Consider the following 25150-nt stretch of genomic DNA (forward strand, 5'->3'; position numbering starts at 1 on the left):
ACGGGCCGGCCGGATTCGAACCGGCGTCCTCCCGCCTGCCGAGCGGGCGCGACGACCTCTGCACTACGGCCCATCACCGGCCGTGAGCCTACCGACCGACCTGCGAGACTTCTCCCATTTATTCTTCGCGTCGGTTCAGCTCGTCCAGCACCTCGGCCAGGGCGGCGCGCGGATCGAACTGCGCGGTGCCCATGGCGCTGCGCACGCGGTGGTGGACCTCCACGGCGGTGCGCAGCCACCGCGCCGCCTCCTCCAGGCGGTCCTGGCCGCGCAGCGACAGGCCCAGCCAGTAGGCGGCCTCGTGCAGCGGAGGCTCGTCGTGGCGGCCGTCCCAGGCCAGCCGCAGCAGCGGTTCGGCCTCCGCGTACGCGCCGCGCCGCACCATGCTGCGCCCTGCGGGCCAGCCGCACCACGCCACACCGCGCCGCGCGGCCAGCGCCCACATGCGCTCGGCCTCCTGCACGTCGCCGTACTCCTCGGACCGGTCGCCGCACCACCACGCCGCCTTGCCGTGCCCGAGCCGGGCGGCGCGGCGCAGCCACCGCTCGGCGTTGAACGCGTCGTTGGCGATCAGCAGCAGGTGTCCGGCGCGCTCGACGAGCCCCACGTCCGCCTCGTCCGGCTCGGCCTCGCACCGCCCGTACAGCAGCTCCCCCAGGGCCAGCCCGGCCGCGACGTCGCCCGTCTCGGCCGCCATGCCGTACCAGCGGGCGGCCTCGGCGAACCGTCCGGCCTCTTCGAGCAGCCCGGCCAGTTCGGCGGCCGCGCCCGGGGCCCCGCCCTCGGCGGCGGCGCGGAGCCCGTCCAGCCGCCCGGCGTCCGCCGCCGTCGCCGCCCCGGCCGCCCGCCGCTGCGCCTCCACGCGCTCCAGGGCGCCTTCGACGTCGCGGTGGTCGTTGTCCCCGGCGTGCTCGCCGTAGGCGGTGTACCAGTCGCGGGCCTCGGCGAAGCGGCGCTGGCGCAGGCACAGGCCGGCCAGCTCCCACATCGAAGACGCGTCCGCGAGGGCGGCGCCCCTTCTCAGCCAGTGCTCGGCCTCCCCCACGAGCCCCCGCTCCCGGCACAGGACGCCCAGCGTGAACGGCGCGTAGGGCCTGCCGGGGAAGCGCCGTGCCGCCTCCTCCAGTGCCCGGCGGGCCTCGTCCCACCGGTCGAGGCGCTCCAGCAGCCGGCCCTTCCAGACGAGCGGCCTGTCGTCGTCCGCCGCGTCGGCGACCTTGTCGAACAGCCGCACCGCGTCGTCCTGGAAGTACGCGTAGGCGCGGAAACCGGCGACGTCCCGCCCGAGTTCGGCGACGGCGTCGAGCGCCGTCGCGTGGTCCCCTCCCGCGACGGCCTCGGCGACCATGTCCTCGCACCGGCGGACGAAGGCGCGGAACCTCTCCATCTCCTCCAGGGCGTGCGCGGCCGTCCGGTCGCCCAGCGCCAGGGCCTCCTCCAGGAGCCGTTCGGCCTCGTCCCGCCGCCCCTGCGCGGCCGACAGCAGCGCCTCCGCCGTCCGGCATTCCGCGCTGCCCAGCTCGGCCCCCCGGGCGTACCACCGCGCCGCGCCCGCCGTGTCGCCCGACTTCTCCAGCAGCGCGGCCAGGCCGAACGCGCATCCGCCGTCGCGGTCGGCCGCGACGCGGTACCACTGCTCTGCCCGCTCGTACTCGCCGCGGTCCCGCAGCACCGCGGCCAGCGTGCGGACACAGGACGCGTCGCCCGCGCGGCCGGCCCGCTCGAGCCAGGGCAGGGCCGCGTCGATGTCGCCTCGATCCATGAGCCGCCGGGCGTACGCGGCCGGGTCGTGCATGCTGTTTTCGGTTGTGGTCGGGGAGGCGAATTCGGACATCCGGCATAGGTATCAGAGAACGTGGTGGCGCGTCCGGAATTCGCCGAGGGGCGGGCCGACCGGATTCGAACCGGCGTCCTCCCGGGTTTTGAGCCCGGGCGCGACGACCTCTGCGCTACGGCCCGCCGCCACGCAGCCTAGTGCCGACCGGTGGGACGCGAATGGCCACAGGGGATGCGGGCATGATCTGGACCATGAGCACACCGGCCAACCCCAGGGTGCGCCGGGCCTACGACGAGCCCGAACCCCAGGACGGCACACGCGTCCTCGTGGACCGTCTGTGGCCGCGTGGCCTGTCCAAGGACTCCGCGCGCATCGACGAGTGGCTCAAGGACGTCGCCCCGTCGACCGAGCTGCGCCGCTGGTACGGGCACGACGTGTCGCGCTATGAGGAGTTCTGCCGCCGCTACGAAGCCGAGCTCGCCGACGAGGCCCACGCGCGGGCACTGGACCGCCTCCGGGAGCTCGCCGCGTCCGGCCCCCTGACCCTGCTGACCGCCACCAAGGACGTGGAGCACAGCCAGGTCCCCACTCTTCTCAAAGCCCTGTCAGGGTGAGCCGGGGGCGCCGGCGCGGGTTTCCTCGGGGCGCGTCACGGTGACGTGGAGCTCGGCCCGGTGCCGTGTGTACGGACGGCCCGTGCCACCTCCTGCGGGTGCGTCAGGTGCGGGTGGCGCCCCGCGTCCTCGACGACCGTCACGGTGGCGTGGGGAAGCGCGGCCAGCAGTTCCTGGCCCTCGGGGGTGAGCGGATCGCGCCCAGCGGCGGATCGTCGCGGCGGTGTCCGGCATGGCCGGCCCGTGGCGTGCGGCGAAGTCCCGCGCCGAGGCGGTGGGGTAGCGGTCGCCGGACAGGAACGGGCCGCAAGGCCGGGCTTCTCGGCTCCGGCCTGCGCCGCGAATGACCGATGAGATAGTTAATACATGTATTAACCATCTGCGGCTAGCCTTGGGGGCATGGCGGGTGAGGGTGGGACGGACGCGTTGGACTTCTGGTCGTTCGTCGAGCTGGCCGAGCGGAGGCTGGCGGAGGAGTTCGGGTTCCGGCACCGGACGGCCACGCGGCTGCTGCTGACGTTGAACCGGGCCTCGGCGATCGTCACCTACGACCTGGAGGCGGCGGTGCACCGGCCGCGCGGGCTGTCGTGGGCGGGGTTCCGGCTGCTGTTCGTCACCTGGCTGGCGGGCCCGCTGGAGCCGGGGCGGGCCGCCGCGGTGGCGGGGATGACCAGGGCGGCGGTGTCCAACCTGGCCAAGTCGCTGGAGGCCGACGGGCTGCTGGTGCGCTCCCCGGGCGAGCGGGACGGCCGGACGGTGGTGCTGTCGCTGACCGAGCGGGGGCAGGAGGCGATGCTGGAGGTGTTCGCCGCGCAGAACGCCCGCGAGCGGCAGTGGGCGGACGCGCTGACCGAGACCGAGCAGGACATCCTGATCATGCTGCTGAACAAGCTGATCGCGGGCCGCCAACGGTTCGACGCGCGCGAGCGCAGCTGACGGGCCGACCGAGCCCTCGCCGGGCCGCGCCCGATTCGCTCCCTACCAGGGGGTACCAGGGGTGGCGGACGACGTCGGATGATGCGATAGTAAATGCATTAACTATTTCGCCCAGGCGGCTGCGAGGAGGGACGCATCATGGCGTACTACCGGCAGGTCGGCGACGTGCCGCCCAAGCGGCACATCCAGCACCGGGACGGCGGCGGACGGCTCTACTTCGAGGAGCTGATGGGCGAGGAGGGCTTCTCGTCCGACTCCTCGCTGCTGTACCACCGCGAGATCCCCTCGGCGATCGTGGATTCGCAGCCGTGGGACATCCCGGACGCGACCACGACGCCCAACCATCCGCTCCGGCCCCGGCATCTGAAGCTGCACGACCTGTTCCCCAAGGAGACGTGGGGCGAGACCGACGCCGTCACCGGGCGCAGGCTCATCCTGGGCAACGGCGACGTGCGCATCTCCTACGTGGTCGCGGCCGCGCCCTCGCCGCTGTACCGCAACGCGCTGGGCGACGAGGTCGTCTACGTGGAGTCGGGGACGGCGACCGTGGAGACCGTCTTCGGTGAGCTGCAGGCGAGGGAAGGCGACTACGTCGTCATCCCGACGTCCACCACGCACCGGTGGCTGCCCGAGGGGGACGTGCCGCTGCGCGCGTACGCCATCGAGGCCAACGGGCACGTCGCGCCGCCCAAGCGCTACCTGTCGCGGTTCGGGCAGTTCCTGGAGCACGCCCCGTACTGCGAGCGCGACCTGCACGGGCCCCAGGAGCCGCTCCTGCGCGACGGCACCGACGTGGAGGTCCTGGTCAAGCACCGCACGTCGGCGGGGGTCGTCGGCACCCGGCTCACCTACGCGCGGCACCCGTTCGACGTGGTGGGGTGGGACGGCTGCCTCTACCCGTTCACCTTCAACGTCAGCGACTTCGAGCCGATCACGGGGCGGGTCCACCAGCCGCCGCCCGTGCACCAGGTGTTCGAGGGGCCGGGGTTCGTGGTGTGCAACTTCGTCCCGCGCAAGGTGGACTACCACCCCCTGGCCATCCCGGTGCCGTACTACCACTCCAACGTGGACTCCGACGAGGTCATGTTCTACTGCGGCGGCGACTACGAGGCGCGCAAGGGCTCGGGCATCGCGCAGGGGTCGGTGTCGGTGCACCCGGGCGGCACCCCGCACGGGCCGCAGCCCGGCGCCTACGAAGGCGGCATCGGCGTGGACTTCTTCGACGAGCTGGCCGTCATGGTGGACACGTTCCGGCCGCTGGAGCTGGGCGAGGGCGGCCTGGCCTGCGAAGACCCCGCCTACGCGTGGAGCTGGGCGGGAGGGCGGCGATGACCGTTCCCGCGTTCGCCCGCGGACTGTTCGACGACGCGGCGGTGTTCCCCCCTGGGTCGATGCCGCTGCCCAACGCCGTCCCCGCGCACCGCGCGCACAAGCGCGCCGACTACGCCGAGCTGGTCGGCTCGTTCGTCGTCGCGGCGCCCATGCTGGACGACCTGCGCGCCCAGCCGGGAGAGCCGTTCCCGCTCATCGTGACGGCGCCCGAGGGCCCGCGCCAGGCCGCCGAGGCCGCCAGGGCCGACGACGTGCAATCCGTTGAGGTCGCGGTGCCGGCGGGGATGCCGGTGGACGAGTTCTTCGCCGAGCTGCGGCAGGTGAAGGGCGCGACCGTGGTGGTGGAGGTGCCGCGGGACGAGCGGCGGCCGCAGATCGTCGCCGGGCTGGCCGGCACCGACATGACGGCCAAGTTCCGCACCGGCGGCGTGCGGGCCGAGATGTATCCGGACGAGGCCGAACTGGCCGCCGCGATCAAGGCGGTGGTGGACGCGGGCGTGCCGTTCAAGGCCACCGCCGGGCTGCACCACGCCGTGCGCAACACCGACCCGGAGACCGGCTTCGAGCAGCACGGCTTCCTCAACGTGCTGCTGACGGTCGACGACGCGCTCGACGGGCGCTCTGAACGCGAACTGGCGCGCACGCTGGGCGAACGCGACGGCGCGGTGCTCGCCGAGCGCGTCCGGCGGCTGGACGGGGCGCGGGTCGCCGCCGTCCGCAGCCGGTTCCTGTCGTTCGGCACGTGCAGCATCGACGAACCCCTGACCGACCTGGTGGCGCTGGGGCTGCTCCCGGCGGCCCTCGCGGAAACCGAAGGAGTAGCCCGATGACCCGGATCGACGTTCCCGACGGCTCGCCCTTCGGCGTCGGCAACCTCCCCTACGGCGTTTTCTCCACTCCCGGAACCGCGCCCCGGGTCGGGGTGCGCCTCGGCGATTCGGTGATCGATCTGGCGGTCGCGCTGGACGACGGCGTTTTCGCCCGGCCCTCGCTCAACGCGTTCATGGCGCAGGGGCCGCGCCGCTGGGCGGAAATCCGGGAACGGATCACCGAACTGGCGCACGGGGACGTGCCGGACGCGGCAGTTCACGAGTCGTCCCAGGTCAGGCTGCATCTGCCGGTCGAAGTGGCGGACTACGTCGACTTCTACGCCTCCGAGCACCACGCGTCCAATCTTGGCCGGCTGTTCCGCCCGGACTCCGAACCGCTCATGCCGAACTGGAAGCACCTTCCCGTCGGCTACCACGGCCGCGCCGGGACGGTCGTGGTGTCCGGCACCGACATCGTCCGGCCCTGCGGGCAGCGCAAGACCCCGGCCGACGCCGCGCCCGAGTTCGGGCCGAGCCGCCGTCTCGACATCGAGGCCGAACTCGGCTTCATCGTCGGCGTCGGCTCGCCGCTCGGCACGCCGATGGCGTGCGAGGAGTTCGCCGAGCACGTCTTCGGCGCGGTGCTCGTCAACGACTGGTCGGCCCGCGACATCCAGGCGTGGGAGTACGTGCCGCTCGGTCCGTTCCTGGGCAAGAGCTTCGCCACGTCGGTGTCGCCGTGGGTGGTGCCGCTCGCGGCGCTGGAGCACGCGCGCGTCCCCACCCCGCCGCAGCAGCCCGAGCCGCTCCCCTACCTGCGGGAGAAGGAGCCGTGGGGGCTGGACATCGACATGACCGTCAGCTGGAACGGGCAGGTCGTCTCGCGTCCGCCGTACCGGGAGATGTACTGGTCGCCAGCGCAGATGCTGGCGCACATGACCGTCAACGGCGCCAGTGCGCGCACCGGCGACCTGTTCGCCTCGGGCACCGTCTCCGGCCCGGAGAAGGACCAGCGCGGCGCGTTCATCGAGCTGACCTGGGGCGGCCGCGAGCCGCTGCGGGTCAACGGCGAGGAGCGCACCTTCCTGGAGGACGGCGACGAGGTCGCCGTCTCCGCGACCGCGCCCGGCGCCGACGGATCCGTCGTGGGCTTCGGTGAAGTGCGCGGACGCGTCCTACCGGCGGGGTCCGGCCGCCGGACCGAGTGACCACCGTGATCAACCGATAGCAAATCGTAATGTCGCGGGCCGTCCCCGCAGTCCGAACAACAGGTATTTTTCCAACATCATCTATTTTTGACCTATCATTCGAGGTCACTCTGCCCCTTCTACAGGGCGGAAAGTCGGGGACGGCCTGGGGTGGCACAGTTGCGTACACGCGGCATCGCTGATCGACGTCGGGCGGCCGGAATCGTTCTGCTGGTCGGAACGCTCGGGCTGGCGGCCTGCTCATCCTCCGAGGCTCACAAGACCACGACGACGGGCGGTGACACCAAGGTGCCCGCCGCCCAGGTGACGATCACCCCTGCCCAGGGCACCGAGAAGGCGCGCCCCGACCGCGGCGTGGTGGTGAAGGCGACCGGCGGGGCACTGCAGTCGGTCAGTGTCACCGCGAACGGCAGCCAGGTGGAGGGCGTCTTCAACGCCCAGCGCACCGAATGGCGGTCCAAGTGGACGCTGCGTCCCGGCACCAAGTACACGGTGACGTCCACGGCCAAAAACTCCATCGGCACCGTTTCGCAGGCCAGCAGCACGTTCCGCACGCTCAAGCCGAGCGCCGCGCAGACCGCGACCGCCTCGCTGGACTGGATTCTGGAGGGCAACCGCGGCAAGACCTACGGCGTCGGCATGCCGATCATCATCGACTTCAGCCGTCCGGTGGCCAACAAGGAGGCGGTCGAGCGGGCCCTTGAGGTCACCGCGGAGAAGCCGGTCGAGGGCGCCTGGCGGTGGGTGGGCGACCAGAAGGTCATCTACCGCACCAAGACGTACTGGCCCGCGCACCAGACAGTGAAGCTGAAGGCGCACCTGGCGGGGGTGCGGGTCGCCAAGGGCGTCTACGCCACCAAGGACCTCAACCGCACCTTCGAGATCGGCGCCGCCCGGATCACCAAGATCAACATGAAGAAGCACCGCATGACGGTGCGGGTGGACGGCAAGAAGGTGCGCTCGGTGCCGGTCAGCGGCGGCAACGGGCAGACCTTGGAGTACACCACCACCAGCGGCACGCACCTGACCATGGAGAAGGGCAACCCGGTGCGGATGACCGCGCCCGGCCGCAAGAAGGGCGACCCCGGCTACTACGACCTGCTGGTCAACTGGGCGGTCCGCATCTCCAACAGCGGCGAGTACCTGCACCAGTCGATGGGCGAGGAGTACTGCCTGGGCCGGGCCAACTGCAGCCACGGCTGCGTCCGCCAGCCCGCCAAGGACGCGATCTGGTTCTACCGCACCGTGCAGCCGGGCGACGTCGTCGACATCACCGGCACCAAGCGCAAGCTGCAGTGGGACAACGGCTGGTCGTTCTGGCAGATGCCCTACGAGACCTGGAAGAAGGGCAGCGCACTGACCTGACCCCCCTTCACGACTCCATCGACGGACGCGGCCACCGCAACGGTGCCGCGTCCGTCGGCGTTCAAGGCCGCCACGAGCCCCGACCGCCGGGACGCCCACCTCGCAGCCGCCGACACTCGCGGCGGGCGAGCCGCTCGTTCAGCCTTGAGCGTTAGACCAGGACACCGCCGTCCACTCGGGCCCGCCGACGGAGCCGCCGCAGGCGAGTGAGCCCCGCATCCTCCATGGGTGCGGGGGCCTCGTGTCGGCTCTGTCAGCCCTTGACCGCACCGGATGTCAGTCCCGCGACGATCCGCCGCTGGAACAGCAGCACGATCACCACGACCGGGATCGTCACCACCACGGCCGCGGCGCAGACCGCCGTGGTGGGCTGCTCGAACTGCGACTGGCCGGTAAAGAACGCCAGCGCCGCGGGCACCGGCCGGGCCCGGTCGGTGGAGGTGAGCGAGATGCCGAAGACGAAGTCGTTCCAGCAGAAGAAGAACGTCAGGATCGCCGCGGTGAACACCCCCGGCGCCGCCAGCGGCACGATCACCTTGCGGAAGGCCTGCCAGGTGGTGGCCCCGTCCACCTGCGCGGCCTGTTCCAGCTCCCAGGGGATCTCGCGGAAGAACGCCGACAGCGTCCAGATCGCCAGCGGCAGCGCGAACGAGATGTAGGGGATGATCAGCCCCGGCCAGGTGTCGTACAGCCCGAGGTCGCGCCACAGGTCGAACAGCGGCCCGACCAGCGACACCACCGGGAACATCGCGATGGCCAGCGCAAAGGACAAAATCAGCCGCTTGCCCGGGAAGTCCAGCCGGGCGATCGCGTAGGCCACCAGCGTCGCGAGCACCACCCCGACGAACGTGGCGATCAGCGAGATCCCGATCGAGTTGATCAGCGCGGAGGTGAACAGGCCGGTGGAGAACACCGTCCGGTAGTTCTCCAGCGTCCAGTCGCGGGGGAAGAAGCCCCGGACGTTGCCGATCTCCCCGGGCTGCTTGAACGACAGCATCACGATCCACACGATCGGGAAGATCGTCCACAGCAGGATCAGCAGCGACGCGACGATCCACAGCGCCCGCGAGCGCCCCGTCTCCATCAGCGATCACCTCTCACCTGGGACAGGTCCACCCGGAAGCCGCGGATGAACACCGCCGCGATCAGCACCACGGACAGAAACAGCAGCACCCCGACCGCGTTGCCCATGCCGATCGAGGTGCGGGTGATGGTCTGGTCGTAGGTCAAGAACGACAGCGTGGCGGTCTGCTGTTGGCCGCGCGTCATGACGAACGGGTTGTCGAAGATCCGCCAGGCGTCCAGGGTGCGGAACAGCACCGCCACCAGGATCGCCGCCTTGATGTTCGGGATCGTGACCAGGCGCAGCCGCTGCCAGGCGGTCGCGCCGTCCACCATGGCCGCCTCGTCCAGGTCGCGCGGCACCTGCGCCAGCCCGGCGAGTAGCAGCAGCGAGATGAACGGCGTGGTCTTCCAGATCTCCGACAGGCAGATCACGAACAGTGCGGCCCACCGGTCGGAGAACCAGGCGAAGTCGCCCAGCCCGAACCAGGAGTTGACGAAGCCGGACTGCAGGTCGAAGGCGTATCGCCAGGCGAACGCCGAGATCACCGTGACGATCCCGTACGGCACCAGGATCGCGGTGCGCACGGTGCGGCGCGCGAAGACCGCCCGGTGCATCACCATCGCCAGCCCGAACCCGAGCACCAGCTCGACGGCCACGGTGATCAGGGTGATCAGGAACGTGGTGAACACGTCCTGCCAGAACAGCGCGTCCGACAGCGCGGTGGCGTAGTTGCGCAGGCCGACGAACTCGCGGTCCTGCGGGACGGTGAGCCGGTAGTTGAACAGCGACAGGTACAGCGCGTTCAGCAGCGGGTACCCGGTGACCAGCAGCATGACGACCACCGCGGGCGCCGACAGCAGCAGGCCCAGCCGGCGTTCGGCCCGGGCCCGGTCGGAGATCTCCGCGCGTCGGGCCGGCTCGGCGGCCGACGCCGTCTCCACGTGGGCGGTCATGACGCACCTCCTGGCACAGCGGGGGCCTTCCGTCTCCGCACGGCACACCCCTTCGTCACAGCAGCGCCTCGTCGCGCAGCACCGCACGGACGAACTCGGCCGAGCGGCGCGGCGTGGTCTGCGGGTTCACCGACGCGGGCGGGTGCCATCTGCTCTGCACGGCCGCGGACACGTCGGTGTAGTAGGGGGTGATCGGCCGGGGCGCCGCCGCGTTGATCGAGTCGCGGATCAGCGTGGCCATCGGGAATTCGCGCTGGACCTCGGGGTCGTCGAACACCTCGGGACGGGCCGCCGGGTTCCCCGAGTCGAGCATGTACTTCTTCATGTTCTCGGGGGTGGTGATGCAGCGGACCGCGTCGACGGCGTGGGTGTCCTTGTACTTGCCGTACGCGCCGATGCCCAGCTCGATGCCGCCGAACGGCGGCCTGCTCGGCCGGTTCGCCGCCACCCGCGGGTAGGGCGCCCAGCCCAGGTCGGCGGGGATGCCCTTGTCGATGACACCGTGCTCGGCGTCGTCGTTCTCGGCGCGCCAGGTGTAACCCCAGTTCACCATGAAACCGCCGCGGGGCCCGTTGAGCATCGACCGGGCCTGCTCCTCGATGTCGGTGGACAGCGACGGGCCGGCCGCCTTCGACCGGGCCAGCTTGCGGATGATCCGGGCCGCCTCGCGTCCGGCCGGGGAGTCGATGTCGATGGACGCGTCGTTGCCGCGCTCGGCCCGGCTGATGATGCGGCCGCCGGCGGACGCGACGAGCGCGTTGATCCACACCATGTAGCCCTCGTACTTGCTGCCCTGCGCGCCGACCGTGAAGTTCGCGCGGACCGCCGCGTCGATCATCTGGTCCCAGGTGAAGCCGGGGGAGGCCGGGTCGACGCCCGCCTTGCGCGCGGCCGACTTGCGGTACCAGAGGATCTGGGTGTTGGCCCAGAACGGAGCCGCGTACAGCCGCCCCTTCCAGGTGGAGCTCTGCACGGCGGCGGGGAACACGCCCCGGGTGAACCGCTGCGCCTCGGCGGTGTCGAACGGCCGCAGGAACCCGGCGTTGGCGGCCTCGGCGACGAACACCGGGTCCAGGCTCATGATGTCGAGCTGGTCGTCCTCGGCGGCCAGCCGCCGGATCAGCTGCTCGCGCTGCTGCGTCGCGTCGTTCGGCAGGACGGACGTGACGATGCGGTACCGGCCGCCGGCCGCCTTCGTGCACGCCTCGGCCAGCCGGGCCTGCCCGCCGTTGTCGGGGTTGATATACCAGTGGAGCGTCGGCGTCCCGCCGTCGCCGCCGCAGGCGGCCAGCCCTCCGGCGAGCAGCGCGGCGGCGGCCAGGCCCCGCAGCGCCCGCCCGGGCGCCCTCGGCCGGGTACGTCCTGCTGGACCGTTGCGGGCGCGTCCGCCGTGGTCACCGCGTCCGCCCCTCGCCCCTTCGCTCACGGAACCTCCCGACGGTCCCCCGCGGTCCGGGCACATCGGCGGGCCCGGCGCGGCGGGACTGGCTCTCCACTCAAGCACCGGCGACTACGGAATGTCGATACCCGTGTGCGGACCGATGTGAAAGCGACTGCCGGCTGCCCTCCAAGTCCGATGCATCACCCGGCTGCGCGACAGAACACACACCCGGCGGGTGGATGGCCACACCTGGTCCGCCCGGACGGCGGCCGTCGGCCATGTCCGGTGTTACGGGCTGTAAACATACATAAACACCCCGCGATGTCACAACGCACGACGCCGGACGGCATCCGCGAGGTGTCAGCAGCCGGCACGGGCGCTTGGGTGCGACGGTGCGGCAGGCCCGGGTGCGTGCCGGTGTCGGATGCACCGTGCCCGGCCCCCTCTCCCCCGCAGCGATCACCGGCCTGCCATTCGGCGGTGCGGCAGCGCCGGGAGCAGGGACTTTTCCGCCATTCACATGATCATTAGTGAATGGCAGGAGGGAATGCGATCACCTTGTCCGCAGGGCGCCCGCCGGACGGGTTCGCCTTCGCCTCGGGGTGGAAGACATAACCCTGGTAGATGGTCTTCTTCACGGTCGTCCGGATGGGCCGGAAACAGTGCGGCGGGAGTGCGCAAAAGCCCGTGCGCACCACGTCCCGGTAGACCAGGTCGGACACCGCCAGGGCGAGGTCGCGGTCGGGCCGCTGGTCGAGCAGGCGGCGCAGGGGCCGGGCGTCCAGCAGGCGGCTGGCCACGACCGGGGCGTCGCCCGCCGGGCCGAACGACGCCTGCGGGCCCAGCACGAGCGTGCCGTGGTGCATCGCCATCCGCACGCGCAGCCGGCGGCCGCGGCCGCGCCCGCCGTTCACCTCGCCGAGGGATCGCTCCAGGGCCTGCGGAAAGGCGCCGACGACGTGGGCGAGGTCGATGCCGTCGGGCAGCACGGCGAGCTCGCCGTCACCGGAGCGCTGCCGGTACCAGTCGGTGCGGTCCAGACCGGTGGCCGCGGCCGCCTCCTCCAGCGCCGCGCACAGGCCCATTTGGGCTTCGAGCTGGTCGAAGGCGTGCCGCAAGCTGTAGCCCTGCACGTCCACCGCCAGGACGAGCCGGGACACCAGCCGGGGCTCGCCGCCGGTGTCGTCCGCGACCGGTCTGCCAGGGTGCACCGCCCGCAGCGGCGGTGTCGTCGGAGTCAGCGACATGCCAATTCCCCACAGCGCTAGCGACGCCCTTCGCGAAAGCAAGGCTCGACGCCTTCAGTTTGGCACGGGAATGGCAAGAAAGTAAAGCAAGTCTGTTGACGCACTGCGAAAGAAGTGCTATATATCGCGCTGCTTTCCGGCAGGTCGATAAGACGCGCACGGCTTCGTGGCCGACCGCCACATGGCAGCGTGAAAGGCGTCACTTACACGAATCGCGGCGCCATGCTCGGGGAAGGCGCCAAGACGCCGTGCGTCCCCACCGGACCGCGGCGCCCCGCACCCTCCGTTTCCGGTGCGCGGCCCTGCCCCGGCCAGGCCCCGCCCATCGCGGCGGGCTCGGCGTCCTCGGCGGGGACGGGACCGCGCCCGTTCCGCCTGCGCTGCGGTGTCGCACCCGTCGGCGCGGCCCCGCCCCGGCCGCACCGCCGCCGCGGGCGCGTGGCGTCGCGGGCCGGTCACCCCGGAGCCTTGGTGATCTTGGCGCCCTGAGGGGAGACCACCCACCAGGCGTTCTGCAGGCCCTGGCCCTTGGTGTCGCCCGGCTGCTCGTCCCCGGCGTAGTAGTACATGGGGCGGCCGTTGATGGTGAGCTGGCAGGAACCGTCGTCCTTGCGCTCGATGAAACCGATCAGTTTCCGGTCGACGCCCTCCACCTTGAGCTTCTTCCAGTTGGTGAACTTCACCACCGGCCATGTCCGCTTGCACTGGCCGAAGCAGGTGGTGGTCTTGGCCCGGTCCTTGTCGAAGCGGTACATCACGCGGCCGTCGCCGTCGGTGACGATCCTGCCGAGCTGCGGGTCCTGCCGGACCTTGACGACCGTCCAGCCCGCCCAGCGGTTCCGGTCGCCGCCATCGTCGTCTCCGTCGTCCTGCTGCTGCGCCTGCTGCCCGCCCGCGGCCTTTTCACCGTCGGGCGCCACCGCGAACCAGACCCCGTCGATGCCCTGCCCCTTGACCTCGCCGGGGCTCTCGTCCTTGGCGTACCGGTACAGCGGCCAGCCGCCGAGCGTGACCTGCCAGGTGCCGTCGGGCCGCTTGATCTTGCCCACCAGCCTCTGATCGACCCCTTCGACCTGGACGGCGTCCTGGGTCGCCTGGACCGGCGGCCAGGTCTTCGTGCACGAGTCCAGGCAGGTGGAGGCGGGCGGCCGCGCGGTGTCCTTGTCGAACCGGTAGAGCGTGCGGCCCTCGCCGTCCGTCACGACCTTGCCGAGGCGGTTCACGCTGGCGGCCTGCAGCACGGGCGCCGTGGCGGTGGGGGACGGCGAGGCCGAGGGGTCCTGCTGCGCCGGGTCGGGGGCGGCCTGGGTGGCGCCGACGCCCGCGTTCGCCTGCTGCCCTGGGGGGACCTTGCCGCAGCCTGTGAGGAGGAGCACCCCGGACGCCGCGACGGCCGCGGCGGGGGTCGCCCAGCGTGGGATGTGCATGTCTGGTCCTCCGTTCTCCCGGCGAGCAATACGCGGACCATTGCAACCCGGTTCAAGGTGGGGCATCCCGCAAGGACACCTGCGCAGAGGACCGAACAGAATGACGCTCGCATACGTCACAGCAAGGCAGGCGGGACACCTGAACCGTCCAAATGTGAGGTGAAGCGTTGACCACGGCCGGACGCCCCCGGCAGCCATACGACCGGTACGACCCGCACGCCCGCGCGTCGGATCCGGCCGCCGCACCCGCTCCGAGCCTGGTCAAGGCGTCCCCGGCGCCGCCGCGCGAGCGGCCCCAGCCGGCCGGCCCGGCGTGGATCGTCGTTCCGGCGCGGATCGTCGCGCTGACGGTGGTGCTCCCGCTCCGGCTGCTGTACGACGGCCTGCTGCTTGTCGGCCGCGCCCTGGAACGGGCGTTCGCCGGGCTGTGCCGTGGGATTGCCGCGCTGTTCCGGGGGCTTGGGCGGCTGCTGGCGGCGATCGGACGGGGGCTGTACGCGGCGGTGCTGCGTCCGCTGGGCCTGCTGTTCGTCTTCCTGGTGGTGCGGCCCGCGATGTGGTTCTACGCCGCGGTGCTGACACCGGTCGGGCGCGCCCTGGTGTGGCTGCTGGAACGTCTCGTGGTCCGGCCCTTGCACCTCCTCGCCCTCGCGCTGGCGTGGCTGGTCAACACTCTGATCGTGATGCCCGCCGTGTTCCTGTGGCGGTACGTGCTGCGGCCCCCGCTCATCGGCCTGGCCTGGCTGCTGCGCACCATCGGCACAGGGCTGGCATGGGCGTGGCGGGCCACCGGCCGTGCGCTGGCGTGGCTGGTCAACACCTTGATCGTGATGCCCGCCGTGCTGCTGTGGCGGTACGTGCTGCGGCCCCCGCTCATCGGCCTGGCCTGGCTGCTGCGCACCATCGGCACAGGGCTGGCATGGGCGTGGCGGGCCACCGGGCGCGGGCTGGCCTGGCTGGGACGCGTCTTCATCGTCACGCCCGGCCGGGCGGTCTGGCGGTACGCGCTGCGGCCGGTGTGGCTCGGCGTCGCCGCGAGCTGGCGCCTGGCCGGGCGCGTCCTGCGCCGGCTGTGGCGGACCCTGGTCGTGGCGCCGTGCCGCTGGGTGGGCCGCAACGTCCTGCGCCCGGTCGGCGCCGTGGTCGCCGCGACGTGGCGGGTCGCCGTCCGGGAGCCCGCACGGTGGGTGGGACGCAACGTGCTGGCCCCCGTCCGGCAGGCCGGGCGGGACGTCCGCCTGTCGATCCGCCGCGCTTTCCGCGGGGCCTGACCGCCCCGGCGGTACCCGGCGGCGGCGGGTACCGGTCCCGGCTGAAAGAATCGGTCACGATGTACCGACTGCTGTTCTCACTGGTCGTCAGCCGGGTTCCGGCGGAGACCGCCCACCATCTGACCCTGCGGGCGCTGCGCGCCGTCCAGGCGGTGCCCGGCGCGCCGGCGGTGCTGCGGCGCGTGCTGGCCCCGCGTGATCCCGCGCTGACCGTCCGGGCGTTCGGGCTGGAGTTCCCCGGGCCGCTCGGGCTGGCCGCCGGATTCGACAAGGACGCGGTGGCCTACGAGGCGCTCGGCGCGTTCGGCTTCGGCCATGTCGAGATCGGCACGGTGACGGGGCGGCCGCAGCCCGGCAACCCGCGGCCCCGGCTGTTCCGGCTGCCCGCCGACCGGGCGATCATCAACCGGATGGGCTTCAACAACGCCGGATCGGCGGCGGCCGCGCGGCGGCTGTGCCGGCGGCGGCCCGGCACGATCGTCGGGGTCAACATCGGCAAGACCAAGGCGGTCCCCGAGGACGAGGCCGTCGCCGACTACGTGGCCAGCGCCGAACGGCTCGCCCCGTACGCCGACTACATGGTCGTCAACGTCAGCTCGCCGAACACGCCCGGCCTGCGCAATCTGCAGGCGGTGGAGCATCTGCGGCCGCTGCTGACGGCGGTGCGCGAGGCCGCCGACCGGACCGCCGGACGGCGCGTCCCGCTGCTGGTGAAGATCGCGCCGGATCTGGCGGACGAGGATGTCGACGCCGTCGCCGACCTCGCCCTCGAACTGGGCCTGGACGGCATCATCGCCACCAACACCACCGTCGGGCGCGACGGCCTGGCCAGCCCCGCCGAGCTGACCAAGGAGACCGGCGGCCTGTCGGGCGCCCCGCTCAAGGCGCGCTCGCTGGAGGTGCTGCGGCGGCTGCGGGCCCGCACGGACGGGCGGCTGACGCTGGTGTCGGTCGGCGGTGTGGAGGACGCCGACGACGTGTGGGAGCGGATCCGCGCGGGCGCCACGCTCGTCCAGGGCTACACCGGCATGATCTACGGCGGGCCGCTGTGGGCGTACCGCGTGCATCGGGCGTTGTCGCGGCGGCTGCGCGGCAGCGCGTTCGCCGCGCTCAGCGACGCCGCGTCCCGCTGACGGGGCCCGGGGCCGGGCTCGCGGGGGCCTTTGCCATACCCGGGCGGCGGCCTGGCCTTGCGGTGACCCGTGGGGCGGCACCGTGCAGGTATGTCGGTGGGGACGCTCTCGCGGGACACCGTGGCGGTGCGGATCGCCGTCGCCGTGGTCATCGCGCTGCCCGCGGTGGTGCTGCGGCTGGCGGGCGTCCATCCGCCGCCCGTGGCCGGCATGGTCCTGTTCGGCGCCGGGGTGGTGAGCGCCGCGGTGGTGCTGCTGTGGGCCGCCGAGACGGCGCGGGTGGACATGTCGGGCGCGCTCGCGGTGGCGCTGCTGGCGCTGATCGCGGTGCTGCCCGAGTACGCGGTGGACCTGTACTTCGCGTTCACGGCGGGCAGCCGTCCCGAGTACACCGCGTACGCCGCCGCCAACATGACGGGCGCGAACCGGCTGCTGGTCGGGGTGGGCTGGCCGCTGGTGGCGCTGGCGTTCGCCCTGGCGGTGCGGCACCGCAGCCCCAGGCGGCGGCGCATCGGCCGGATCCAGCCGCCCGCGCAGCGGCGCGACGTGCGGCTGGGCGAACGCCACCGGGTCGAGCTGGGCTTTTTGACCGTCGCGGCGCTGATCGCGTTCATCCCCGCGCTGACCGGCGAGATCGGCTGGTACGTGACGGTGCTGCTGATCGCGGTGTACGTCGCCTACATGATGGGCATCGGGCGCGGCGCCGCCGAGGGCGTCGAGGACCTGATCGGCGTGCCCGCGCGGCTGGCGGTGCTGCCCCGGACGCGGCGCCGCCAGGCCACCTGGCTCGGGTTCGGGTTCGGCGCGCTGGTGGTGCTGTGCTCCGCCGAGCCGTTCGCCGAGGCCCTGGTCGACACCGGCAGCGTGCTCGGCATCGACCGGTTCCTGCTGGTGCAGTGGCTGGCGCCGCTGGCCTCGGAGGCGCCCGAGCTGATCGTCGCGGCGGTGTTCGCCTGGCGGCTGCGCGATGGCGACGCCATCGGCATCCTGCTGTCCAGCAAGGTCAACCAGTGGACGCTGCTGGTCGGCACGCTGCCGCTGGCCTACCGGGCGGGCGGCGGCGCCTGGTCGCTGCCGTTGGACGCCCGGCAGATCGAGGAGGTGCTGCTGACCGCCGCGCAGACCGTGCTGGGCGTGGCCCTGCTGGTCAACCTGTGGTTCCGGCGGATCGAGGCGGCGCTGCTGTTCGTGCTGTTCGCCGCGCAGTTCGTGTTCCCCGGCACGCAGATCCGCCTGGTGCTGGCGGGCGTCTACCTGGCCATCGGGTTCTCGCTGCTGATCGCGCGCAACCGCGACCTCGGCGAGTGCCTGCGCGCCGCCGCCGTCTCCCCCACCCGCTGAAACCCACCCCGGCGGGGGGCGCGGTCAGGCGGGCGGCACGACCTCGAAGAAGCCGTCGGCGATCAGCTCCGGCAGGACGGCGGCGGCGTGCGCCCGCACCTGCTCCGGGTCCAGGTCGGTGAGCTGGGCGATCGCGGCCAGCAGCGGGCCGAGCGGCAGCGTGCCGTCGCAGACGCCCGCCAGGCCCGCCTCCACCGTGCCGACGCCCGCGGCGCGCCGCAGCCGGCCGGTCTGCCGCAGGACGATCCGCTCCGGGACCTCGGCGCCGGGCGGGCCGATCTGCTCCTGGACGACGCCCAGGGCCGTGCGCAGCCGCACGTCTTCCTGTCCACAGGCTGTGGAAAAGTCGCGGGCGGCGGCGAGGCCGTCCAGGATGCCGTCCACGTAGCCGCCCACGGGCTCCTGGACGGCGTGCCGCAGTTCCTCCACGCGCACGACCGGCCTGTCGCGTCCCGCGTTGCGCAGCGTGATCCAGCCGAAGCCGATGCCGGTGACCCGCTGCCGTTCGAAGTGGTCGAGCCAGGCGTCGTAGCGCGCCCGGTACTCGGGGGTGCCCGCCTCGCAGGAGTCGCGCAGCCACAGCTCGACGTACTCGGCCGGGTCCTGGACGTCGCGCTGCACGACCCACGCGTCGCAGCCGGACGCCTCCACCCACGCGCCGACCCGCTCCTGCCAGGGCGTCCCCTCGACGTGCAGCCAGTTGGCGAGCAGCTGGCAGCGTCCGTCCTCGGTCAGCACGCCGGGCACTTCGGCGACCAGGCGGCGGCAGAACTCGTCCCCCGGCAGCCCCGACTCGCGGTAGGTGAACCGGGGCCCGGCGTCCGGCGCGATCACGAACGGCGGGTTGGACACGACCAGGTCGAACCGGCGGCCCCGGACGGGCTCCAGCAGCGGCCCCTTGCGCAGGTCAACGCCGTCCAGGCCGGACAGCGCGAAGCTCATCGCGGCCAGCCGCAGCGCCCGCGGGTTGACGTCCGTCGCGGTGATCGCGCGGGGCGCCGGGCGGACGGCGGGATCGGCGAGGTGCAGCGCCTGCACGCCGCAGCCGGTGCCGAGGTCGAGGGCGTTGTCCACAGCCCTGTGGACGACGAGGCGGGCCAGGCCGGCGGAGGCGCCGCCCGCCCCCACCACGTGGTCCGGCGCCGGCTGCGCACCGGTGCCGGGGCGGATCCGCAGGTCGGACACGACATGGCCGACGTGCCCGGCGCCGCTCACCGACTCCACCGGCTCCACCCGCAGCAGCGCCCGCAGCTCGCCGCCGGAACGCTCCGCCAGCCCGGCGGCGACGAGGTCGTCTGCCAGCTCGCTTGCCGGCGCGGCGTCGCCGGGGACCGGCACCTGCAGCCAGAACAGCCGGACCAGCGTCTCCAGCGGCGACCCGCCGGCGGTGGCGCGCAACGCGGGCACGATCTCGTCACGTGCCAGGGCGCCGCCCGCGACGGGGCCGAGCAGGTCTCGGACGGCGGCGACGGTGTAGTCCGCCCGCTGCAGGGCGGCGCGGACACGGCTCAGGGAAGCGGCAGGCTGATCGGACACCCGCCCAATCCTGCCCGGTCCGGGGCGCCCGTCACCTGGCGAACGCGGGTGACCGGGCGAACATCACGTCAGGTAGTCGCCCAGGCCCTTGGCGAGCGCCTCGGCGATGCGCTGGCGGAACGCGGCGCTGCTGAGCTTGGCCGCGTCGCCGCTGTTGCGCATGTTGCCGCACTCGATGAACACCTTGGGCACCTTGGACAGGTTCAGCCCGCCGAGGTCGTCGCGCGAGTCGAGGCCGTCCTTGCCCAGGTAGGTGGAGTACGGGATGCCGGTTCCGGCGCGGTAGGCGTCGCGGATCGCCCGGCCCAGCCGCCGCGACGCGGACACCATGCCGTCGCCCTGCCCCTTGACCGACAGGGGCTGGATCACGTGGAACCCGTGCCCCGAGGCGGATGCGCCGTCGGCGTGGACGGACAGCGCGGCGTCGGCCTTGGCGCGGTTGCCGATGGCGGCGCGCTCGGTGATGCACGGCCCCACGCCGGTGTCGTTGGGACGGGTCAGCACGACCTTGGCGCCCTCGGCCCGCAGGATCTTCGCCAGCCGGTTCGACACGTCCCAGGTGAAGGCGTGCTCGGCGTACCCGTCGTTGGTGCTGGTGCCGGTGGTGTCGCACTCCTTGTGGCCGTTGCCGATCGCCACCTGCTTGTTGATCTGCGCCGGGTGCTTGGCGTTGCCGCCGTTGTGCCCGGGGTCGAGCACCACGACCTTGCCGCGCAGCGGAGCCGCGTCGTCCTGCCGGGCGTTGGCCGCGCCCGTGGTCGCCTTGCCCCCGCCGCTCGCGGTGGGCGGCTCGGCCGCCCCGGCGGACGCCTCCTTGTCGCCGCCGTCTGTGCCGCATGCGGTCAGGGCGGCCAGGCACAGCGCCAGACCGGCGGCCGCGGACGCGCCTCGTTGGATGAGCAACGGCCGTCTCCCCGTGATGCGCTCGTTACCGACCCTGCCAGTCTGCACGCACACGGCCGTTCGTCAAACGGCGGCGCGGCCGCGCGGGCCTCCCACCCCGCGCGGCCGCGGTCCCCCCGATCGGTCAGCGGAGCGCGTTCTCCTTGCCGAGAAGCGCGGCGAGCGCGCGGGCCTCGTCCGCGTCCAGGCCCAGCACCACGCGGGGACGCCCCCACGGGTGGTCGATCGAGTGGGCCACGTAGCTGGCGACGGACTCCGACACCTGCTCGGCCAGCCCGCGCGCATGCCGCCACTGCGCCCACGCGCGTTCCAGCTCGCTCGCCGCGCGCTGCGCGCACGACACCAATTCCGGATCACGCACGGCGTGAACCCCCCTGGGTGAACGATTTCTGCCCGTGTTCCTCGGCGGGCCCTCCTGCCGGCCGCGGGTCCGGCCGGAGCAGCGGTCCCCCGCCTCCGACCCACCGAACGGTGCCACCCATTAACCCCTTCGCGTCACCCTCCGGCCGGGTGATTACGACAGGCTTTTCCGTGGCATTAGCAACGCCTAGCGAACCCATGGCCTGCCGGGACGCGCGCCGCCCCACTCGGCGTGCGCGAGCCCGGCCCGGCGCGCCGGGGCGACGACGCACCGGGCCGGACGTCCCTTAGGTCACACTCCGGCGGGAACGGGCCCCGTCGTGGAGCGGACCACCAGATGGGGGACGACCAGGTTCTGCCGGGCCACCCGGGTGGGGTCCTCGATCCGGGCGGTGAGCAGCTCGGCCGCGACCCGGCCCATGTCGCGGCGCGGCTGGTCGACGCTGGTCAGCGAGATGTGCCGGATCGCCGCCAGGTGCGTGTTGTCGTATCCGACGATCGACACCTGCTCGGGCACCGGCATCGCCAGCTCGTCGGCGGCCGACAGCACCCCGGTGGCCACCAGGTCGTTGGGCGCGAAGATGGCGGTCGGGCGCGGATTGCGGGTCAGCAGCGCGCGGGCGGCCAGATAGCCGCCCTCCTCGGTGAAGTCGCCCCGCTCCACCAGGATCTGATCGTCGAGGCCGTGCCGCCGCATGGCCTTCTCGTATCCGGCGCGGCGGTAGCGGGCCGTGGTGGAGCGCGCGCCCTCGATGTGGGCGATGCGCCGGTGCCCCAGCTCCACCAGGTGGTCGACGGCCAAGCTGGCGCCGAGCTCGTCGTCGTCGACGACGATGTCGACGCCGCTGACGTCGCGTTCGCCGACCACCACCACCGGGACGCTGGCGGCGGCCTCCTTCAGCGACTCGGGCACGACGCTGAGCAGCACCAGGCCGTCCACCCGCATCTCCAGGAACGCCTCGACCGCCTCGGCCTCGAACATCGGGTCCCAGCGGCCGCTGCCGACCAGCATGCGCAAACCCTCGCCGTGCAGGGTCTCCTGCAGCCCGTCGAGGAACTCGGCGAAGAACGGGTTGTGCAGGTCGGCCACGATGGCGCCGATCAGCCTGGTACGGCCCTCCACCAGGCTGCGGGCCACGGCGTTGGGCCGGTAGCCGAGTTCGCGCGCCGCCTGCAGCACGGCCTGCCGGCGCCGCTCGCTGACGTGCGGCGACCCGCGCATAACCAGCGACACCAGCGATTTGGACACGCCCGCGCGCTCGGCGACGTTGCGGATGGTGGGCTTGGGCGCGTTCGGGGCGGGCGGCACCGCGCGTCCCCCGCCCGCACGGCCCCGCCGGGCTCCGGCGGACGGCCCGCCGTCGCGCGGCGGCGGCACCTGACCGCCGGGCCGCCGCGGCGACCCGGCGCCGCGTGGCGCCGGAGGCTCTTCACCGGGCGGCGCCGGGGACTCGCCGAACCGCGGCCCCGACCTCTCGTTGCGCGGGGATTTTCCTTCACCAGCTGACATGGCACTCCGTCCAGGGGGGCCTGCAGGACCTGCCGCCACGGCGCCCCAGAGCCCCGCGGGGGTGGGTGCGCGGGAGCCGGTGCGCCTTCCTCACTCGGGAGGAGATGCCATGATGCCTCGCCTTCGCCCGATATCGTCGCGACGGGGAGTAACGGGCTGCCGCCAATGGCAGTTCGGGGCTGTGGTGTTCTGCATCACAACACGGCGATCGCCCAGGTCGGGGCCGTTGCACGGCGCCGAAGGGGGCGTCGCGCTCGGATACGCTGCCCGGGTGGCAGAACACGCGGTGACCGACGCGGAGACGCGCACCGAACGTTCCCGGCGCAGCCGGCGCAGGCTCAGCGTCGACGAGCGCAGGGACGAGTTGATAGAGGCGGCGCTCGGGCTGTTCAGCACGCGGCCCCCCGAGGACGTGTCCATCGACGACGTCGCGGCGGCAGCGGGCGCTTCCCGGGCACTGGTGTACCACTACTTCGGCGGCAAGCAGGAGCTGTACCTGGCGGCGCTCAACAGCGCGGCGCGGCGGCTGTCGGTGCTGCTGGAGCCGCCGACCGAGGGCAAGCCGCTGGACCGGCTGCGGATCTCCCTCAAACGCTACTTCGACTTCGTGGAGGACCACGCGGCGGGCTACACGGCGCTGCTGCGCGGCGGCCCGGCCGACCGCTCCGGCGAGGTCGGCGAGATCGTGGAGAACGTGCGCCGGCTGCTGCTCGACCGCATCCTGCACACGGTCGGCATCGAGGAGCCCAGCCCGGTGCTGCGCATCACCCTGCGGTCGTGGATGGCCGTCGTCGAAACGGCCGCGTTGGACTGGCTGGAGCACCGCGACATCGGGCGCGCCGAGCTGGAAGGGCTGCTGGTGGACCAGTGGGTCGTCATGCTGCGCGCCGCGGGACGGCACGACCCGGTCACCGCCGAGCTGTTCGACCGGATGTCCCAGGAAGAACTCGGCCCGGACCGCTGACCCCCCGGCCTTTCGGCCGTCCGCGGGCACGCATACGTGACACGCACGTAACACGCATACGTGAAATGCGTGAATGGTGAGATGGCCCAGGACCACGCCGTTGTGGTCCTGGGCCTCGCCCAGGGGACCCCTGAACAGACCACTCGGCTGTTCAGCGGCCTCCTGGCCGCCCCCCACTGTTGGTGCCGTGTGTGCGTCCGGCGGGCGGTATGGACCGTGAGAACCCCCTACGGCCGCGGTCAGCCATGGCCGCCGCGGGAGACGCGTCCCCGCGCCGTCGGCTCACCGCCACCGCTGCGGGGGAGACCCCCGCATCCCCGGGTCGACCGCTACCGTCGCGGGGTACCTGCCCCCGCTGCCCCGGCCCCGGTCGACACAGGGGCCCGCCGATCGGAACGTGCTACTCCGAACGCTGCTGCGGGATACCCGCCAGCAGCGCCCGCACCTCCGCCTCGCGGTAGCGCCGGTGTCCCCCCAGGGTGCGAATGGAGGTCAACTTCCCGGCCTTCGCCCACCGCGTGACGGTCTTGGGGTCGACGCGGAACATCGTCGCCACCTCTGCCGGCGTCAGCAGGGGCTCGGCCTCTGGCGTACGTGCTGACATGTGTGCGGCCTCTCCTCCGTGGACCGATGACAGCGATCCTGCGATTGAACCTCGCGGTCACTGATGTCCCCTATGGCCCGAAAGAGCCACTATGACATCACAACGTGTAACCTTGCCACCACTCAACGCAACAAGCAAGTTCCTGGCGGTAGTTGCGTGGGAACATCCCCGCGAAGACGGGGCGCGATGCGCGCACGGCGGCAACTGGGTCACGCTGCGTGATTCTAGCGACACGTATAGTCGTATCGCGCGCGGATTCGGGAAATTTGTTCAATCTCGTCCTCGCGACGCCGTGTCGGAGGCCGGTCACGCGGCCGGACGCAGGGCGCTGAGCGCCCGAATCCACCGGTCTGAGCGCGTGTGTCGCCACTCTCCTTACCAGAAGGACACACCCTCGGACCCCCTCCGCTCCGAGCAGCCTAGCGGGGCGGACGGCGGCCCACCGGCGCCCGCCCCGACGACCCGCGGCCGCGGCGGTTTCCCTGCTCAGTTCGCCGATTCGAGGGCCCGCACGGGGCGCCAGCGGTCGAGCAGGCGGGTGGACATCGCCACCGCGAGCTCCACCTCCCCCCGCTCCAGGGCGGCCAGCGCCACCGCGGTCTCGGCCACCGACGCGTCGGCGTGCAGCCACCGGTCGTCCACCAGGTGAACCAGACCGCCATAATCCAGTTCCACCAGGGAACGAGGATGGAACCCCGACAGCCACCTGCCCAGCTCCTCCAGCCGCCCCTCACCCAGCGTGACCGGCTCGCCGTCGACGGGGCGCGTGCGGACGATCCGCAGTGCCACCTCCACCCGTCGGCGCGCCTCGGCCATCGCCGTCACGTAGATGAGGGTCCGCGCCGTCGCCGCCGTCGTCGGCCCGCACCCGGCGTGTTCCGGCGCCGCGGGGGCGGAGTGCCCCTTGCCGGCGGTGCCGTCCCCGAGCAGCAGGCACCGCTCGGCCGGGGCGAACGGCACGAACCAGGTGGGCGGCACGTGCCAGGTGCTCGTCAGGATGTGCGGCCGCAGGGTGCGCCCGGTCCGCTTCCAGCGTTCGAAGTCGCGCTCCACGCGCTCGGTTTCGGCGGGCGGCGCGAACATCGGCACCAGCCGGGCGGGGGTCCGCTCCCGGAAGCGCTCGTAGGCCAGCCACGACCGCAGGCGCGTCCCCCAGGGGCAGACGTAGATGGCGTCGCCGGACCGCCGCACGTAGGCGTCCTGGCTCTCCAGCTCGGGGGCCAGCTCCGGGGGGTCTGCCGTCAGACGCTGCAGCGCCTGCAGGTGCTCGACCGCCAGGGCGCGGACCCGTCTGGGGCGCCGCCTGGACTCGGCGTAGGCGGTCCACAGCGTCCGCGCAGGCTCGGGGAAGGCGGTCACCGGCTCATATACCCGTAGGTACGCGGCGTATGGCAGCACCACCGCATCGTGACA

General features: G+C 72.6%; 22 protein-coding genes and 2 tRNA genes. 10 read left to right on the forward strand and 14 right to left on the reverse strand.

The features are described 5' to 3' along the window. From QSK22_RS28155 to QSK22_RS28165, 3 genes are all read right to left on the reverse strand, one after another. Positions 1 to 73, reverse strand: a tRNA-Ala gene (locus QSK22_RS28155). A 45-nt stretch (positions 74 to 118) separates the two neighbouring features. Continuing rightward, positions 119 to 1834 (reverse strand): tetratricopeptide repeat protein, encoded by a 1716-nt coding sequence (locus QSK22_RS28160; protein ID WP_285497441.1) that lies wholly within the window; start codon positions 1832 to 1834, stop codon positions 119 to 121. A 50-nt stretch (positions 1835 to 1884) separates the two neighbouring features. Beyond that, a tRNA-Leu gene (locus QSK22_RS28165) sits at positions 1885 to 1959 on the reverse strand. Positions 1960 to 2028: 69 nt separating this feature from the next. Between QSK22_RS28165 and QSK22_RS28170 the strand changes: the two genes are divergently transcribed. The 6 genes from QSK22_RS28170 to QSK22_RS28195 all read left to right on the forward strand — a co-directional run bounded on the left by QSK22_RS28170 (position 2029) and on the right by QSK22_RS28195 (position 8041). Further along, positions 2029 to 2391, forward strand: coding sequence for a DUF488 domain-containing protein (locus QSK22_RS28170; protein WP_285497443.1), 363 nt, complete (start codon positions 2029 to 2031; stop codon positions 2389 to 2391). A 399-nt stretch (positions 2392 to 2790) separates the two neighbouring features. Next, positions 2791 to 3327 (forward strand): MarR family winged helix-turn-helix transcriptional regulator, encoded by a 537-nt coding sequence (locus tag QSK22_RS28175; RefSeq protein ID WP_285497444.1) that lies wholly within the window; start codon positions 2791 to 2793, stop codon positions 3325 to 3327. Positions 3328 to 3465: 138 nt separating this feature from the next. Continuing rightward, the gene (locus QSK22_RS28180) at positions 3466 to 4659 is read left to right on the forward strand and encodes a homogentisate 1,2-dioxygenase (RefSeq protein WP_285497445.1); all 1194 of its coding nucleotides are present in this window, start codon (positions 3466 to 3468) and stop codon (positions 4657 to 4659) included. Next, positions 4656 to 5489, forward strand: a complete 834-nt coding sequence (locus tag QSK22_RS28185) for a hypothetical protein (protein ID WP_285497447.1) — start codon at positions 4656 to 4658, stop codon at positions 5487 to 5489. Before QSK22_RS28180 ends, QSK22_RS28185 begins: the two co-directional genes overlap by 4 nt. Then, the gene (gene fahA, locus QSK22_RS28190; protein WP_285497448.1) at positions 5486 to 6676 is read left to right on the forward strand and encodes a fumarylacetoacetase; all 1191 of its coding nucleotides are present in this window, start codon (positions 5486 to 5488) and stop codon (positions 6674 to 6676) included. Before QSK22_RS28185 ends, fahA begins: the two co-directional genes overlap by 4 nt. A gap of 303 nt (positions 6677 to 6979) precedes the next feature. Continuing rightward, positions 6980 to 8041: a L,D-transpeptidase gene (locus tag QSK22_RS28195; RefSeq protein ID WP_285497449.1), complete on the forward strand. Its 1062-nt coding sequence runs from the start codon at positions 6980 to 6982 to the stop codon at positions 8039 to 8041. 253 nt (positions 8042 to 8294) lie between these two features. Here QSK22_RS28195 and QSK22_RS28200 read toward each other — a convergent pair whose 3' ends face one another. The 5 genes from QSK22_RS28200 to QSK22_RS28220 all read right to left on the reverse strand — a co-directional run bounded on the left by QSK22_RS28200 (position 8295) and on the right by QSK22_RS28220 (position 14115). Continuing rightward, on the reverse strand, positions 8295 to 9125 hold the full coding sequence (locus QSK22_RS28200) for a carbohydrate ABC transporter permease (protein ID WP_285497450.1): 831 nt from the start codon (positions 9123 to 9125) through the stop codon (positions 8295 to 8297). After that, complete coding sequence (locus QSK22_RS28205; protein ID WP_285497451.1) at positions 9125 to 10060, reverse strand: carbohydrate ABC transporter permease; 936 nt, start codon at positions 10058 to 10060, stop codon at positions 9125 to 9127. The genes QSK22_RS28200 and QSK22_RS28205 overlap by 1 nt, the downstream gene beginning before the upstream one ends. A 55-nt stretch (positions 10061 to 10115) precedes the next feature. Next, positions 10116 to 11486 (reverse strand): extracellular solute-binding protein, encoded by a 1371-nt coding sequence (locus QSK22_RS28210; RefSeq protein ID WP_285497452.1) that lies wholly within the window; start codon positions 11484 to 11486, stop codon positions 10116 to 10118. Between the two features lie 482 nt (positions 11487 to 11968). Continuing rightward, positions 11969 to 12688 carry a hypothetical protein gene (locus QSK22_RS28215; protein WP_285497453.1) on the reverse strand — a complete coding sequence of 240 codons (720 nt, stop codon included), beginning with the start codon at positions 12686 to 12688 and terminating at the stop codon, positions 11969 to 11971. A gap of 455 nt (positions 12689 to 13143) precedes the next feature. Further along, the gene (locus tag QSK22_RS28220; RefSeq protein ID WP_285497454.1) at positions 13144 to 14115 is read right to left on the reverse strand and encodes an SCO0930 family lipoprotein; all 972 of its coding nucleotides are present in this window, start codon (positions 14113 to 14115) and stop codon (positions 13144 to 13146) included. Between the two features lie 167 nt (positions 14116 to 14282). Here QSK22_RS28220 and QSK22_RS28225 point away from each other — a divergent pair, with 167 nt between their 5' ends. The 3 genes from QSK22_RS28225 (at position 14283) to QSK22_RS28235 (ending at position 17860) form a co-directional block, all read left to right on the forward strand. Then, positions 14283 to 15386: a hypothetical protein gene (locus tag QSK22_RS28225; RefSeq protein WP_285497455.1), complete on the forward strand. Its 1104-nt coding sequence runs from the start codon at positions 14283 to 14285 to the stop codon at positions 15384 to 15386. 59 nt (positions 15387 to 15445) lie between these two features. After that, complete coding sequence (locus QSK22_RS28230) at positions 15446 to 16519, forward strand: quinone-dependent dihydroorotate dehydrogenase (RefSeq protein WP_285497456.1); 1074 nt, start codon at positions 15446 to 15448, stop codon at positions 16517 to 16519. Between the two features lie 90 nt (positions 16520 to 16609). Beyond that, positions 16610 to 17860, forward strand: coding sequence for a calcium:cation antiporter family protein (locus QSK22_RS28235; protein ID WP_285497457.1), 1251 nt, complete (start codon positions 16610 to 16612; stop codon positions 17858 to 17860). A 24-nt stretch (positions 17861 to 17884) separates the two neighbouring features. Here the strand turns inward: QSK22_RS28235 and QSK22_RS28240 are convergent, their stop codons facing one another. The 4 genes from QSK22_RS28240 to QSK22_RS28255 form a co-directional block, all read right to left on the reverse strand. After that, positions 17885 to 19396: a DUF7059 domain-containing protein gene (locus tag QSK22_RS28240; protein ID WP_285497458.1), complete on the reverse strand. Its 1512-nt coding sequence runs from the start codon at positions 19394 to 19396 to the stop codon at positions 17885 to 17887. A gap of 63 nt (positions 19397 to 19459) precedes the next feature. Continuing rightward, complete coding sequence (locus QSK22_RS28245) at positions 19460 to 20293, reverse strand: N-acetylmuramoyl-L-alanine amidase (RefSeq protein WP_285497499.1); 834 nt, start codon at positions 20291 to 20293, stop codon at positions 19460 to 19462. A 130-nt stretch (positions 20294 to 20423) separates the two neighbouring features. Beyond that, positions 20424 to 20660: a hypothetical protein gene (locus QSK22_RS28250; protein WP_285497459.1), complete on the reverse strand. Its 237-nt coding sequence runs from the start codon at positions 20658 to 20660 to the stop codon at positions 20424 to 20426. Positions 20661 to 20951: 291 nt separating this feature from the next. Further along, positions 20952 to 21968, reverse strand: coding sequence for a LacI family DNA-binding transcriptional regulator (locus QSK22_RS28255; protein ID WP_285497460.1), 1017 nt, complete (start codon positions 21966 to 21968; stop codon positions 20952 to 20954). A gap of 472 nt (positions 21969 to 22440) precedes the next feature. Between QSK22_RS28255 and QSK22_RS28260 the strand changes: the two genes are divergently transcribed. Continuing rightward, positions 22441 to 23133, forward strand: coding sequence for a TetR/AcrR family transcriptional regulator (locus QSK22_RS28260; protein ID WP_285497461.1), 693 nt, complete (start codon positions 22441 to 22443; stop codon positions 23131 to 23133). Between the two features lie 400 nt (positions 23134 to 23533). Here the strand turns inward: QSK22_RS28260 and bldC are convergent, their stop codons facing one another. Together bldC and QSK22_RS28270 are read right to left on the reverse strand one after the other, a co-directional pair. Then, entirely contained in the window at positions 23534 to 23737 is a 204-nt protein-coding gene (gene bldC, locus QSK22_RS28265) for a developmental transcriptional regulator BldC (RefSeq protein WP_012850682.1), read from the reverse strand. A 486-nt stretch (positions 23738 to 24223) separates the two neighbouring features. Beyond that, positions 24224 to 25135, reverse strand: a complete 912-nt coding sequence (locus QSK22_RS28270; protein ID WP_285497463.1) for a DUF8083 family protein — start codon at positions 25133 to 25135, stop codon at positions 24224 to 24226. Positions 25136 to 25150: the final 15 nt, after the last annotated feature.

Origin of the sequence: Actinomadura sp. NBRC 104425 (genome assembly GCF_030269545.1) — a bacterium.
Classification (GTDB): Bacteria; Actinomycetota; Actinomycetes; order Streptosporangiales; family Streptosporangiaceae; genus Spirillospora; species Spirillospora keratinilytica.

Bases quoted from the DNA above. Each gene is read 5' to 3' on its own strand.
- QSK22_RS28160 (WP_285497441.1), bottom strand. From the start codon at position 1,834: ATGTCCGAATTCGCCTCCCCGACCACAACCGAAAACAGCATGCACGAC.
- QSK22_RS28170 (WP_285497443.1), top strand. From the start codon at position 2,029: ATGAGCACACCGGCCAACCCCAGGGTGCGCCGGGCCTACGACGAGCCC.
- QSK22_RS28175 (WP_285497444.1), top strand. From the start codon at position 2,791: ATGGCGGGTGAGGGTGGGACGGACGCGTTGGACTTCTGGTCGTTCGTC.
- QSK22_RS28180 (WP_285497445.1), top strand. From the start codon at position 3,466: ATGGCGTACTACCGGCAGGTCGGCGACGTGCCGCCCAAGCGGCACATC.
- QSK22_RS28185 (WP_285497447.1), top strand. From the start codon at position 4,656: ATGACCGTTCCCGCGTTCGCCCGCGGACTGTTCGACGACGCGGCGGTG.
- fahA (WP_285497448.1), top strand. From the start codon at position 5,486: ATGACCCGGATCGACGTTCCCGACGGCTCGCCCTTCGGCGTCGGCAAC.
- QSK22_RS28200 (WP_285497450.1), bottom strand. From the start codon at position 9,125: ATGGAGACGGGGCGCTCGCGGGCGCTGTGGATCGTCGCGTCGCTGCTG.
- QSK22_RS28205 (WP_285497451.1), bottom strand. From the start codon at position 10,060: ATGACCGCCCACGTGGAGACGGCGTCGGCCGCCGAGCCGGCCCGACGC.
- QSK22_RS28215 (WP_285497453.1), bottom strand. From the start codon at position 12,688: ATGTCGCTGACTCCGACGACACCGCCGCTGCGGGCGGTGCACCCTGGC.
- QSK22_RS28220 (WP_285497454.1), bottom strand. From the start codon at position 14,115: ATGCACATCCCACGCTGGGCGACCCCCGCCGCGGCCGTCGCGGCGTCC.
- QSK22_RS28230 (WP_285497456.1), top strand. From the start codon at position 15,446: ATGTACCGACTGCTGTTCTCACTGGTCGTCAGCCGGGTTCCGGCGGAG.
- QSK22_RS28235 (WP_285497457.1), top strand. From the start codon at position 16,610: ATGTCGGTGGGGACGCTCTCGCGGGACACCGTGGCGGTGCGGATCGCC.
- bldC (WP_012850682.1), bottom strand. From the start codon at position 23,737: ATGTCAGCACGTACGCCAGAGGCCGAGCCCCTGCTGACGCCGGCAGAG.